Raw genomic sequence first — 13,685 nt, 5'->3', positions numbered from 1 at the left:
CCGGAGGGTCCGGCGTGCGCCCACCGGCGCCTTGCTACTTCGGTGCCAGCCGGCGCGTCAGGTCCGACAGGTTGCCGAGCACCTGGCGGACCAACCCGGCCGCCGTCCGGTCGGTCAGCCGCCCGCCGTCGTCGAAGCGCTCGTGCGCCCGGCTGACCAGCACCTCCGGCTGCGGCACCGCGTAGCAGCCGTTGTACGTGAGCGTCTGCCGCAGTTGGGGCTGCGCACGGCTCGTCCCCGTCATGCCGGGGCTCGCCCCCATGATGGCCACCGGCTTGCCCTGCATCGGCGACTGCCGGGACGGTCGCGACGCCCAGTCCAGGGCGTTCTTCAGCACCCCCGGCATGCCGTGCTGGTACTCGGGGGTGACGATCAGCAGTGCGTCGGCCGCCATGATCTGCTGCTTGAAAGCGGTCACCGGCTCGGGATCGCCCTGCTGCTCGACGTCCTGGTTGAAGAGGGGGATCGGCGCCAGATCGGCGATCTCGACGGTCATGCCTTCGGGAGCGAGCTTCTGGGCGGCATGCAGCAGCATGCGATTGTACGAACCGGCCCGCAGGCTGCCCGCGAACCCGAGGACCCGCAGCCCCTCGCCGTTCATGCGACCTCCCTCCGGTCCTCCGGTCCTCCGGGGCGACCCGCTCTCCTTCTCCCGTGCGTTCCGCGAGGCGCCCGGCCCCGTCGTCGCCGTCGCCCGGCGTGCGACGGCGTACCACCGCGGCCCGGTCACAGTAACGACTCGCGACGGGGGAACCCGCGTTCCCGGCGGCGCGCCACACCCTGATCGTCCAACGATCCTCCGAACGGCCCGTGCCGCGGGTTCGGCGCGCCTGCCGCCACCGTGTCCCGCCCCTGTGCGGCGCGATATCCGCTGGCACGGTGCGGTGCGGGCGGGCAGGATGCTGCGGAAAACGTCCGAGTCGTGCGGCTCCGGGCGGGTGGTACCGGTGGCCCTGCGGGGGCCGTTGTCCGTAGCCTGTGAAGGTCGCAGCCCGTCCGTCGACCTCGCCGCCCTCACCAGGCCTGGAGGCCTTGAATGACCGGCATGTCCGCGCAGTCCACAGCTCCTGCGCCCTTCACCGCCGACGACTACCAGGGCCGCATGGCGCGTGCCGCGTCCGCCGCAGCGGCCGCCGGCCTCGCCGGCCTGCTGGTCGCCCCGGGACCCGACCTCGTCTGGCTGACCGGCTACCGCCCCACCGCGGACACCGAGCGGCTGACCCTGCTGGTGATCGTGCCGGACCAGGACCCGGTGCTCGTGGTGCCCACCCTGGAGGCGGGCGACGCGGCGCACGCCCCGGGCGCCCCCGCGCTCACCCTGCGGGACTGGCGGGACGGCCAGGACCCCTACGCCGCCGTGCCGCTGACCGGCACCGACGGCCGGTACGGCATCAGCGACAACGCCTGGGCGATGCACCTGCTGGGCCTGCAACGCCGCGCGCCCGCCACCTCGTACGCCGCCCTGAGCGAGGCCCTGCCGATGCTGCGGGCCGTCAAGGACGACGCCGAGCTGGGCCGCCTCACCGCCGCCGGCGCCGCCGCCGACGCGGCCTACCAGGAGATCAAGCAGGTCGCCTTCGAGGGACGCAGGGAGACCGACATCGCGGGCGACCTGGCCCGCCTGCTGCGCCGGTTCGGGCACGCACAGGTCGACTTCACGGTGGTCGGCTCGGGTCCCAACGGCGCCGACCCGCACCACGAGGCGGGGGAGCGGATCGTCCAGCAGGGGGACATGGTCGTCCTGGACTTCGGCGGCCTCATGCACGGCTACGGGTCCGACACCACCCGCACCGTGCACGTGGGCGAGCCGTCCGACGAGGAGCGGCGGGTGCACGAGGTGGTGCGCGAGGCGCAGCAGCGCGCGGTGGAAGCCGTGCGCCCGGGCGCGGCCTGCCAGGACATCGACCGGGCGGCCCGCGAGGTGATCACGCAGGCCGGATACGGCGACCGTTTCATCCACCGCACCGGCCACGGCATCGGCGTCACCACCCACGAACCGCCCTACATGATCGAAGGCGAACGGCAGCCGCTGGTGCCCGGCATGTGCTTCTCGGTGGAGCCGGGCATCTACCTGCCCGGCCGCTTCGGAGTGCGCATCGAGGACATCGTCACCGTCACGGAGGACGGTGCCAGGCGACTCAACAACACGCCGCGGGAGCTGGCGGTCGTGCACTGAGCGGTCGACGATCATGTCCCAGGACGACCAGCGAGCGGCGGTAGGGCGCAGACCGCCGACCCGGGACGCGGTGCGCCGGCTCGCGCGCAGCGCGCTCGCCGGCGCGCAGGGCACGGGCTGGTCCGACGGCGGCGACGGCGGCACCCGGTCGGGCCGGAACCGGGCCGCGGGTCCCGTCGAACCCGAGGTGCGGCCCGCCGACGAGGCCGGTTTCACCTGGTGGGTGGGGAGCCGTCAGGTGCTGCGGCTCGCCCCGGACCAGGACGCCACCACCCGGCTGCGCCGTGAGGTCCGGCTGCGCGACCTCGTACGGCCCTACGTGGAGGTGCCGCTGCCGGTCAGCGTCGCGGCCGGTTCCTGGACCGGCGCCCTGAGCTACACGCTCGACACCCGGCTGCCGGGCGGCGCAGCGGCCGACCGCACGGTGTCCGCGGCCGGCGAGTCCGACCTGGCACAGCTGCTCACCGGCCTCGGAAAGGTGCCCATGGGGCGGGCCGCGGCGCTCGGGCTGCCGGTGCTCCGGCCCCGCTCGCTGCGCGGCGTACGCGCCGAAGCGGAGCGCGCGGCCCGGCAACTGGGCGGGACGGGCCGGTTCGGCGCCGGCCGGTTCGCCCCGCTCGGCGCGGCCGCCCTCGAGCAGCTCACCCCACGTCCCCACGGCGTCGTCGTCCACCACGACCTGGCCGGCCCCCATCTGCGGGTGACCGACGACGGTCGGGTGTGCGGGGTGCTCGGCTGGGCCGCCGCCGCCATCGGCGACCCGGCCGAGGACATCGCCGGCCTGGCGATCTCCCTGGGCGCCCCGATCGCGGTGCGCGCGGCGACGCTCGCCGGGTACGGGGCGCGCGAATGCCTGCGCGGGCTGTGGCTGGCCCGCTGCGACGTGGTGATCCGGCTCGCCGCCTGGCAGCGCCCCGGGCCCGGTGTGCAGACCGGGTGGCCCGCTGCCGGCGGCGGACCGGGCGAGGGCGTCACCGTCCGGTCCGAGGCCGCCGGGGCGGAGCTGCGCGCCGCGTGCCAGCGCGCCTGGGAGCCGATCCTGCTGGAACGGCTCACCGGGGAGGAGACGGGGCAGTGGTGAGGAGCGGTCCGCCTGCGGCCGGCGGCCCTGCTACGCCAGGCGCGTGCCGGTGCCGGCTTTCCCGCACTCGTCTCGCTACCCGCGCGCCGGTGCCTCCGCCCGCGCCGGGCAGCTCCGCGCGCGCCACCCGCGCCCGCGCATTCCGCCCCCGCCGCCCCCGCCGCCCGCGCCACGCCCCCCGCTCACGTCCGTCGACTACGCCGGCCCCAGCACGGCGCACGATTCGCCCGGCAGGTGGAGCAGCCCGTCCGGGCCGGGGGGCGCCGTGGTCTGCGGGCGCCAGGCGGCCAGTACCGCCCACGGGTGGCGGCCCACCGGGACGGATGCGGGCCGGGAGCCGAGGTTCACCGCGGTCCGCAGCTCGCCGCGCCGTACGACACACCACCGGGCCTGCTCGTCGTGGTCGACCCGGACCGCCGAGAGGTCCGGGTCGCGCAGGTCGGGACGGGCGTGGCGGAGTGCGATCAGGTCGCGGTACCAGGCGAGCAGGCCGGCGTGCGGCGCGCGCTCCGGCTCGGACCAGTCCAGGCAGGAGCGGTCCCGGGTCGCCGGGTCCTGCGGGTCGGGGATGTCCGTCTCGGCCCAGCCGTGCGCCGCGAACTCGTGCCGCCGGCCCAGGCGTACCGCCTCGGCGAGCTCGGGATCGGTGTGGTCGGTGAAGAACTGCCAGGGCGTGCCCGCGCCCCATTCCTCGCCCATGAACAGCATCGGCGTGAACGGCGCGGTGAGGGTGAGCGCTGCCGCGCAGGCCAGCAGCCCGGGCGAGAGCGATGCGCTGAGCCGGTCGCCGGTGGCGCGGTTGCCGATCTGGTCGTGCGTCTGCGCGTAGCCGAGCAGCCGGTGCGCGGGGACCAGGGCGCGGTCCAGTGGCCTGCCGTGGCGCCGCCCGCGAAACCTCGAGTGGCCGCCGTCATGGAAGAAGCCGTGCGTCAGGGTCCTGGCGAGCGCGGCGAGCGGCGCGGTGGCGAAGTCCGCGTAGTAGCCGTCCGTCTCTCCCGTCAGGGCGGTGTGCAGGGCGTGGTGGAAGTCGTCGTTCCACTGGGCGTGCATCCCGAGGCCGCCCTTGGCGCGTGGCGTGATGACCCGGGGGTCGTTCAGGTCCGATTCGGCGATCAGGAAGAGCGGCCGGTCCACCTCGACGGCGAGCGCGTCAACGGCCGCTGACAGCTCCTCCAGGAACGGGTACGCACGGGTGTCGTGCAGGGCGTGCACGGCGTCCAGGCGCAGACCGTCGAGCCGGTAGTCACGCAGCCAGGCCAGGGCGCTGCCGATGAAGTAGGCACGCACCTCGTCCGAGCCGGGCGCGTCCAGGTTGACCGCGGCGCCCCACGGGGTGGCGTGGGTGTCGGTGAAGTACGGGCCGTACGCGGGCAGATGGTTGCCGGAGGGTCCGAGGTGGTTGTGCACGACGTCCAGGACGACGCCCAGACCGTGCTCATGGGCCGTGTCGACGAAGCGTTTCAGCGCCTCGGGACCGCCGTAGGGCTCGTGCACGGCCCAGGGGGCGACCCCGTCGTAGCCCCAGCCGTGCCGGCCGGGGAAGGGGCACACCGGCATCAACTCCACGTGGGTGACGCCGAGCCGGGCCAGCCGCGCAAGCCGCCCGGCGGCCGCGTCCAGCGTGCCCTGCGGGGTGAACGTGCCCACGTGCAGCTCGTACAGCACGGCGCCCCGCAGCGGGCGCCCCGCCCAGGCCACCCGCCACCGGTAGTGCCGGTGGTCGACGACGGCGCTGAGCCCGTCGGGCCCGTCCGGCTGGCGTGCGGAGCGCGGATCGGGGAGCACCGGGCCGCCGTCGAGGCGGAAGCCGTACCGCGTGCCGTCCGCCGCATCGGTCTGCGCCGTCCACCAACCGGCACGGTGCCCCACACGTCGCATCGGGCATGTGCCGTCGGCCAGCTGGAGGTCGATCCGTCCGGCCTGCGGCGCCCACACCTCGAACGTCATGTCAAGCGTCCCCCTCGTCTACCGGCGGCACTGCGGTGCGGTGCGGCGCGGCGGTCCGCACGCCGTCCGCCGGATCCGCCCGCCCGTGGGGCGTAACGACGGGATGCGGCCCGGGGATGTGGCCCAGGCGGACGCGGGAGGCCGGATGGTGCGCAGGAGTACCCCGGAGGTGTCAGAGGACGGTAACGGCCCTGTCCCAGCTGTGCTGACGAAATTCGGTCACACTGCCTCTTTCTGTGCGTTGGTGCTGGTCAGCTGAGGGGACGGGGTGGCAGGAGCAATGGCGGCAACTTCTGGACAGGCCGCCGGCCCTGACCGAGAATCGGCAGGGTGACGTCGTCTTTCGAGCCCAATCTCACCCCCGCGCGGATGTCCGACGCCGAGCGCGACAAGACGCTGAAGGCTCTCAGGGAAGGCGCCGCCCAGGGAAAGCTGTCGTACGAGACTTTCCTGACGCGCATGGAGCGTGCCCTGGCCGCCCGCGACGCCCATGAGCTCGCCGTGCTCACCGCCGACCTCCAGACCGAGGGCCGCTGGTCGCGGATGCTGTTCGGCACCGTCGGCGCGGTGTCCGGGTTCACCGAGCGGCTGCGCAGGGCCTGGCAGGCCGAGCGGCTGCCCAAGCTGCTGCTGCCGGCGCCGTCCGAGATGCATCCGCTGCGGATCGGTCGTGATCCGCGCAACGGGCTCCGGCTCAGCCACGAGACGGTGTCCCTGGTCCACGCCGAGCTGTCCCGGCAGGGCGGCGTCTGGGTGCTGCGCGATCTGGGCTCGACCAACGGCACGGTGGTGAACGGCCGCCGTGTGGTGGGCGCCGCCGTGGTACGCGACGGTGACCAGGTCAGCTTCGGGGAGATGTCCTTCCGGCTGTCGACGGACTGACGACGCACGCGCGATCACCCGGCACGGTCACCTGGTCAGAGCGGCTCCCGGGCCTGCCGCGCCGCCGCCAGTACCGTGCATGCCTGGTGCGCCACCTGGTGTTCGACCGGCACCCACCGTGCCCGGAAGCATTCCGCGAAGGCCCCGCACCAGTCGGTGACGAGCCGCTCGAGCCGTGGCGCCGCGCTGTCCCCGGCCGCCTCCAGGACCCGCAGCAGCATCGCCGCCGCACGCAGCGGTAGCCGCCGCCCGAAGGCGTCGACGCTGCGCACGTACGCCACCGTGGCGCCGGGCGGCGGCGGTTGCCCCCAGTCCGCGACGAGGCCGGGGATGAGGCCGAGCGCCCAGCGTGCCGCCCGCAGGAGCGGGCCCTCGGCCTCCGGCAGCCGTGGCAGCGCCTCCGCCAGGATGTCCTCGACCCGCCGCCCGTCCGTGCACAGCCGCTGCGTCACGCGGCGCAGTTCCTCGGCCGGCGCGGGGTGCGGCGTCACATCGTCGACGAGATCGCTCGCCCACATCGGCACTTCCACGATCGCGGTCAGCCCGCCGTAGCGGTGCGCGTGGTGCCAGGTGCTCTGCCGCACGTCGTCCGGCAGGCTCGGGAACGCGCCCTTGGTGTCCGCCGCGGGCATCACGTTGACGCCGGGTCCCGACGCGAGCCAACCGACGGCGTCCGAGGCGTCGGCCTCCAGCGGGATGTTCAGCTGCGCCGCCGACTTGGCGAACGGCTCGGCGAGCCCCGGGATGTCCTTGGTCAGCTGCACCCAGCTGCCGCCCAGTTCGGTGCAGTGCAGGGAGACCTGGAGGTAGGGCCGTAACTCGTCGATGACGCCGGTGAGCGTACGGGTCTCCGGCGGCAGGAGGTCCGGCGGCAGCATGGACGGGGACCACTCCGGCTGTTCGGCACCGGCCGGCCGGTAGAACTGCCGGTGGTACTCGAGCAGCGTGCGGGGCGCGGGCGTACGGTGCAGCGCGGCGCCGTCCGGGTCGGCACAGAGCAGGAAGTGCCAGGCGGTACCGGCGCGTAGTTCCCGCTCGCTCAGTGCACGCTCTGCGAGGTGCAGCAGCGTCGAGCCGCCGGTCGGCTCGTTGGCGTGCGCCCCGGCGACCACCAGGACCGCCCGGTCGGCCGTACCGACCGACAGCAGGTACAAGGGCCGCCCGGCCCGCGACGCACCGACCTGTCGCAACCGGCCGAGCCCGGGGTGCCGGGCCACCAAGGCCCTGGCGGACGACACGAGTTCGGGCACACTCGGATACCGCTGCTCCATCAGGTGACACACCCCCTGGGTCCGCCTGAGGTTGCGCACCCGCAGTACCCCATGCCGCGCCAGCGCTGTCAAGGCGTACACGCGGCGCGGCCGGGCCTTGGCGAACCCTGTTCCGTCCAAGCTGGAAACGTTTCTTCTGATGATTCGACTGGGGCGTTACGCAAAGCCGCGGCGGTGACCGGCGTCCCGTAGGCGGCAGCCGGCGCCGGTCCCCCGGAGGGTGCTTGCGGCGCTGAACGCGGGACCTTTGACGGAACCGGTGAGCCGTTGCCAGGCGGTGGACCGTACGTCGGTGCCGTCGCTGCACACTCGGGGTGCCTACTCGTCCGCCCGCGCCTCCAGGTCCCCGTCCGCCTCGTCCACCCGCGCCACCCCGTCGACCCGTTCCAGGAGCGCCACCGGAGCCGTGGCGAACAGGTCCGCCAGCGGGACGGTGCCGGTGAACTCCCGGCCGGTGGTGAGCAGATCGCGCCAGCGGCCCGCGGGCAGCGGCAGCTCGGTGTCCCGCCAGCCGCCGGCCTCGGCGAGACGCAGCGACAGCCGGGTGACGGCGGTCAGTACCGCGTGAGAGCGCAGGAAGGCCAGGCAGTGCACGGCGGCCGGGCCGTGCGCCTCGACCGGCTCGTAGGTCGCGGTGTCCCCGAACGCCGCACGACGCCGGGCCCGTAGCCGCAGCGCGGTCGCGGTGAGGGCGGCCTTCTGGGCCGAGAGGTCGGGAGACGGGTCGCCCGTCGGCAGCGGCATCGGGAGCGCCGCGTCGCCGCGCGCCGGCGCGCGGTTGTCCGGGTCGACCAGGGCGCGGTAGTCGCCCTCCGTGCCCTGGTACAGGTCGGGGACCCCGGGCATCGTCAGGTGCAGCAGGGCGGCGGCCAGCACACCGGCCCGCACGTGGGGCGCCAGGTCGGCGGCGAACCGTGTCACCAGGTGGTGCGCGGGTCCGCAGGGCCCGGCCGCCACGAAGGCGTCCACCGCCTGCTCGTACGCCTCGTCCGGGTCGGTCCAGGAGGTGCGCAGGCCCGCCTCGCGCACCTGCTTGAGCAGCGCCCGCCGCATCCGGTCCACCGGCGGGACGTCGTGCTCCCCGAGGCCGACGGCGGTCTGCCAGGCCACCCACGCCACCGCGGGATCGGGCGCGGCGGCGGCGCCGGCGCCGGCCGTGTCGACGGTCGACTCGGCGAGCAGGTCGGCCCACCGCTGCGGGCACTGGGTGAGCAGCGCGATCCTGGCCCGCACGTCGGCACTGCGCTTGGTGTCGTGCGTGGACAGCACGGTGCCGGTCAGCGGCCAGTCGCGCTGCATGCGCGCGCAGAAGGCGTGGAAGGCCTCCGGCGGCACGGCGGGTGCGACGGGGGCGCCGCCGACCTCGGTGGCCGACAGCAGCGGCACGTAGCGGTAGTACGCCGTGTCCTCCACGGCCTTGGCGCGCAGCGCGGAGGCGGTCTGCGCGAACCGGGCCCGGAAGGCGTCCCGCTCGGGCCCCTGCCCGATCCTGCCCAGCAGCAGCCCCCGTACGGCGTCGACGGCCGCCGCCTCCTCCGGCACCGCGAACACCTCACGGGCCTGCCGCGCGGCCTGCTCGGACAGGACGGCGGCGGCGTCCGCGTCGGTGTACGGGCGGTACACCGGCAGCCGGACCAGCAGCTCGCGCAGCGCCATGCGCAGGGTCCAGGGCGCATGGTCGCGCAGGGCGGGGTCGGCGGCGCAGAGGCGGGCGCAGGCGCGCGTGAGGCGGTCCAGCTCGGCGGCCAGCTCGTCGATGATCACCTTGTAGGCGGCGCGCCGTACCGTGGCGTCCCAGTCGCCGCCGCGCTCCGCCGACGGCGCGACGAAGCGGCGGTAGAGCCCGAGTAGTTCGCCCGCGCCGGCCGGATCGGTGAGGACGCCGTCCACGTGCCGCAGCGCGTCGTATCCGGTGGTGCCGGCGACCTGCCAGGCGGCGGGCAGCCGCTCGCCGTCCGCCAGGATCTTCTCGGTGACCGTCCAGCGTCCGCCGGTCGCCTCGTGCAGCCGGGCGAGATAGCCGCCGGGGTCGGCGAGCCCGTCCACGTGGTCGACGCGCAGCCCGTCGATCACGCCCTCGGCCATCAGCCGGAGGACCGTCGCATGGGTGCGCCGGAACACCTCCGGATCCTCCACGCGCACCCCGATCAGGTCCGAGATGGTGAAGAACCGCCGGTAGTTGAGCTCGGTCCGGGCCAGCCGCCACCAGCACAGCCGGTACCACTGGGCGTCCAGCAGCTGCGGCAGAGGCAGGTGCTGGGTGCCCTCCCGGAGCGGGAACACCTGTTCGTTCTGGGCGGGGTGGGCGTCCGCTGCGGCTGGCGGGCGGTAGCACAGCGCCTTCTCGCCGTCCGGACTGCCGAGCGTGTCCACCCGCAGCCGGTCCAGCTGCTGGCCGAGCGGTCGGGCGAGCACCGGCAGCAGCACCTGGCCGTCCCGGGCCTGCCAGTCGATGTCGAACCAGCGGGCGTACGGCGAGCCGGGGCCTTCCTTGAGGACCTGCCACAGCGCGCGGTTGTGGCGGGGGAGCGCCGCCATGTGGTTCGGCACGATGTCCACCACCAGGCCGAGCCCGTGCCGGTGCGCGGCGCGCGCGAGCGACCGCAGGCCCGGCTCCCCGCCGAGCTCCGCGCGCACCCGCGCGTGGTCCACGACGTCGTACCCGTGCGGCGACCCGGGCACGGCCTCCAGCACCGGCGACAGATGCAGATGGGACACGCCCAGCGCAGCAAGGTACGGGACGGTCTCCTCGGCCGCGGCGAACGGGAACGCGGGCTGCACCTGGAGGCGGTAGGTGGCGGTCGGCACGGTGTGCCTTCCGGCGGACGTAGGGGGGTTCATGGCCTCTACGTACCCCTCGCGGTGGGGGTGCGCCACGTGGGTGACCCGTGCGGGTGGGTGGACGTCGTCACGGGCCCGACGACCATGGGCTACGGCGCGCCGTAGGGGCCCGGTGCCGTGACGTTGTGCGGCTCCGCCTCGTGGGGCGCGGAAGGCGCAAAAAGGGGCGCCGGGAACTGCGCGATCGGCCACGACGAGGCCGTCGGGTCGTCACCGTCCCAGTGGGGCTGTTTCTGTCGTATCCGGACCACCAGGCCGGTGGGGGCTGGTCGCGCAGTTCCCCGCGCCCCTTTTTTGGCGCCTTCGGCGCCCCTCGCGGCGGAGCCGCATACGGAACAGGGCCCGGCGCCCCTTCGGAGCGTCAAGCCGGCCGCTGGAGTACCGTCAGACTGCGGTCCACCAGGAGTAGGCGGTCGCCGGCCTTGACCTTCGGGCCGGTGCCGGGGGGTACCCCGTCCGAGCGTGCCGTGTCCACCACGACCTCCCACTGCCGGCCGTGGTTGACCGGGATCACGAAGTGCAGCGGTCCCGGGGACGCGTTGAACATCAGCAGGAACGAGTCGTCGTGGATCCGCTCGCCGCGCGGTCCCGGCTCGGAGATCGCGTTGCCGTTGAGGAACACGGTCAGGGCCCTGGCCTGCGCCGCGCTCCAGTCCCTTCGGGTCATCTCGTCGCCCTCGGGGGTGAACCAGGCGATGTCCGACAGCTCGTCGTGGGTGCCCTGCATGGGCCGTCCGTGGAAGAACCTGCGCCGGCGGAAGACCGGATGGTTGCGGCGCAGCCACACCATCGCCCGGGTGAAGGCGAGCCAGCGCTGACCGGTCTCGGGGTCGTCGCCCTCGCCGGTGTCCCACGGCACCCAGGTCAGCTCGCTGTCCTGGCAGTACGCGTTGTTGTTGCCGCGCTGGGTGCGGGCGAACTCGTCGCCGTGGCTGAGCATCGGCACGCCCTGGGAGAGCATCAGGGTGGCGATGAAGTTGCGCATCTGCCGCTCGCGCAGCTCCAGCACGGCGCGATCCTCGGTGCCGCCTTCCGCGCCGCAGTTCCAGGAGCGGTTGTGGCTCTCGCCGTCGCGGTTGTCCTCGCCGTTGGCCCCGTTGCGCTTGTGGTTGTACGACACCAGGTCGTGCAGGGTGAACCCGTCGTGGCAGGTCACGAAGTTGATGGAGGCCAGCGGGCGGCGACCGTCGTCCTGGTAGAGGTCGGATGAGCCGGTCAGCCGGGACGCGAACTCCGCGAGGGTGCGCGGCTCGCCCCGCCACAGGTCGCGCACCGTGTCGCGGTACTTGCCGTTCCACTCGGTCCACATCGGCGGAAAGTTGCCCACCTGGTAGCCGCCCTCGCCGACGTCCCAGGGCTCGGCGATCAGCTTGACCTGGGACACCACCGGGTCCTGCTGCACCAGGTCGAAGAACGACGACAGCCGGTCCACCTCGTGGAACTGCCGGGCCAGGGTCGCCGCCAGGTCGAAGCGGAAGCCGTCGACGTGCATCTCGGTGACCCAGTAGCGCAGCGAGTCCATGATCAGCTGGAGCACGTGCGGGGAGCGCATCAGCAGGGAGTTCCCGGTGCCGGTGGTGTCCATGTAGTACCGGGCGTCGTCCGTGAGGCGGTAGTACGAGGCGTTGTCCAGGCCGCGGAAGGAGAGCGTGGGGCCGAGGTGGTTGCCCTCGGCGGTGTGGTTGTAGACCACGTCCAGGATGACCTCGATGCCCGCCTCGTGCAGCGAGCGGACCGCCGACTTGAACTCCAGCACCTGCTGTCCGCGGTCCCCCCAGGAGGCGTACGCGTTGTGCGGCGCGAAGAACCCGATGGTGTTGTACCCCCAGTAGTTGGTCAGCCCCATCTCCACCAGCCGGTGGTCGTGCACGAACTGGTGCACCGGCATCAGCTCCAGCGCCGTCACGCCCAACTGGGTGAGGTGCTCCAGGATGGCCGGATGGGTGAGCGCCGCGTACGTGCCGCGCAGTTCGTCGGGGAGCGCGGGATGCAGCATCGTCAGGCCCTTCACATGGGCCTCGTAGATCACCGTGCGGTGGTACTCGGTGCGCGGCGGGCGGTCGTCGCCCCAGTCGAAGTACGGATTGACGACGACCGACGTCATGGTGTGCGGGGCGGAGTCCATGTCGTTACGCCGATCGGGTGAGCCGAACGGATAGTCGTAGACCTCCTCGCCCCAGGAGACCTGCCCGCTGATCGCACGCGCGTACGGATCGAGCAGGAGCTTCGTGGGATTGCAGCGCAGGCCGCGCTCCGGCGCGAACGGGCCGTGCACGCGGAAGCCGTACCGCTGCCCGGGCATGATCCCGGGCAGATAGGCATGGCGTACGAACGCGTCGGTCTCGCGTAGCTCCACCCGCGTCTCCGAGCCGCCATCGTCCAGCAGGCACAGCTCGACGCGGTGCGCGGCCTCCGAGAAGACCGCGAAATTGGTGCCGGCGCCGTCGTACGTGGCACCGAGGGGGTACGCCTGCCCAGGCCAGACCTGCATGAATACGACCCTTCCGCTCCCGCTCAGGACCCCGGCTGCAACGGCCCGGGGGCCGCCCGGCCCCGAGTCTCCACGAAAGTGGTCATACGTCCTAGGAATTCCGCCCTTTACCCCGAATGACCACCCATCCGCACAGTGCGGAGTGAGAACGGGTCCCTTGGCCGGTGTGGCGACCGGAGGGGTCGAACGGGTCGTCTCGCGCCGGCGGACCGCCCGTACGTGCCCACGTCGCCACGCCGGCGCCGCCGCCCCGCACGCCGGGCCGGTACCTCCCCGCCCGCTGCGTCAGATCGCGTTGATCGCCGCGGGCGCCCGCTCGGCTCGCGCCAGCGCCCTCAGCAGCGCGCTCTGGCCGTGCCGCCGGGCGGCGAGCCGGGCCAGCAGCACGAGTACCGGGTCGAAGGCGGCCTGCGGGAGCTCCTGGACGGGGCGGCCGACGCTGACGGCGAGGTCGTCCCGGTGCACGGCGAGCTCCAGCATCCGGGTGACCAGGAAGTCGTCGAGACGCAGCGCCCAGCCCGTCTGCGGCATGAACACGACCTGGTCGTCCGCACACTCCGCAAGCCTGTGCTGGTCGGCCAGCGCGGTGCGGGCCAGCCCCACCAACCGCGACGCCCCCTGGGACGCGTGGTCCTCGCCCCGCTTCCGGATGCCGGCGTTGACCTCCCCGTCCAGCGGCGCGTCGATCCAGGCGGCCCGGGCATAGTGCTCCAGCAGTGGGATCGGCACCTCGTGGGTCTCCCGCAGAGCGGGGTCGACGCAGATCCGGAGGGCGGAGCCGACACTGAAGATCTGAGCGGCGAGGTGGCCGGCGAGAGCGCCGACCGTCATCTCGGCCAACGCACTGGGCCGCTCCCACGCCGCGGCGACCTCCGGAGCCTCCAGCAGCGCCACTGCCTGTTCCGCGGCGCCCAGGTAGCCGTCCATGACGCTCATCGGCCCTCCGTGATCATGTGTCCGGTCCGGCTCCCATCCTGCCCGAGACCGGCGATGCGC

General features: G+C 73.8%; 9 protein-coding genes. 3 read left to right on the top strand and 6 right to left on the bottom strand.

The annotated features are described in order from the left end of the window. Positions 1-34: 34 nt before the first annotated feature. Positions 35-601, bottom strand: coding sequence for an NADPH-dependent FMN reductase (locus tag NQO67_RS31350; RefSeq protein ID WP_255953715.1), 567 nt, complete (start codon positions 599-601; stop codon positions 35-37). 435 nt (positions 602-1,036) lie between these two features. On the opposite strand from NQO67_RS31350, the gene NQO67_RS31345 reads away from it, so the two are divergent. Beyond that, positions 1,037-2,176: an aminopeptidase P family protein gene (locus NQO67_RS31345; protein WP_255953714.1), complete on the top strand. Its 1,140-nt coding sequence runs from the start codon at positions 1,037-1,039 to the stop codon at positions 2,174-2,176. Between the two features lie 13 nt (positions 2,177-2,189). After that, the gene (locus tag NQO67_RS31340) at positions 2,190-3,257 is read left to right on the top strand and encodes a phosphotransferase (protein ID WP_255953713.1); all 1,068 of its coding nucleotides are present in this window, start codon (positions 2,190-2,192) and stop codon (positions 3,255-3,257) included. Positions 3,258-3,452: 195 nt separating this feature from the next. Here NQO67_RS31340 and treZ read toward each other — a convergent pair whose 3' ends face one another. Then, the gene (gene treZ, locus NQO67_RS31335) at positions 3,453-5,204 is read right to left on the bottom strand and encodes a malto-oligosyltrehalose trehalohydrolase (protein WP_255953712.1); all 1,752 of its coding nucleotides are present in this window, start codon (positions 5,202-5,204) and stop codon (positions 3,453-3,455) included. Positions 5,205-5,534: 330 nt separating this feature from the next. On the opposite strand from treZ, the gene NQO67_RS31330 reads away from it, so the two are divergent. After that, positions 5,535-6,086 carry an FHA domain-containing protein gene (locus tag NQO67_RS31330; RefSeq protein WP_255953711.1) on the top strand — a complete coding sequence of 184 codons (552 nt, stop codon included), beginning with the start codon at positions 5,535-5,537 and terminating at the stop codon, positions 6,084-6,086. A gap of 35 nt (positions 6,087-6,121) precedes the next feature. Here the strand turns inward: NQO67_RS31330 and NQO67_RS31325 are convergent, their stop codons facing one another. The 4 genes from NQO67_RS31325 to NQO67_RS31310 form a co-directional block, all read right to left on the bottom strand. After that, on the bottom strand, positions 6,122-7,357 hold the full coding sequence (locus NQO67_RS31325) for a M14 family zinc carboxypeptidase (protein ID WP_305126509.1): 1,236 nt from the start codon (positions 7,355-7,357) through the stop codon (positions 6,122-6,124). Between the two features lie 318 nt (positions 7,358-7,675). Then, positions 7,676-10,198, bottom strand: coding sequence for a malto-oligosyltrehalose synthase (treY, locus tag NQO67_RS31320; RefSeq protein ID WP_255953710.1), 2,523 nt, complete (start codon positions 10,196-10,198; stop codon positions 7,676-7,678). A 361-nt stretch (positions 10,199-10,559) separates the two neighbouring features. Further along, positions 10,560-12,689: a glycogen debranching protein GlgX gene (gene glgX, locus NQO67_RS31315; RefSeq protein WP_255953709.1), complete on the bottom strand. Its 2,130-nt coding sequence runs from the start codon at positions 12,687-12,689 to the stop codon at positions 10,560-10,562. Positions 12,690-12,974: 285 nt separating this feature from the next. Further along, entirely contained in the window at positions 12,975-13,625 is a 651-nt protein-coding gene (locus tag NQO67_RS31310) for a maleylpyruvate isomerase N-terminal domain-containing protein (protein WP_255953708.1), read from the bottom strand. Between the last annotated feature and the right edge of the window lie 60 nt (positions 13,626-13,685).

The sequence above is a fragment of the Streptomyces odontomachi genome, from assembly GCF_024435355.1.
GTDB classification, from domain to species: domain Bacteria; phylum Actinomycetota; class Actinomycetes; order Streptomycetales; family Streptomycetaceae; genus Streptomyces; species Streptomyces odontomachi.
The sequence above is the reverse complement of the archived record's forward strand: the minus strand, read 5'-3'. Positions and strand labels throughout refer to the sequence as shown.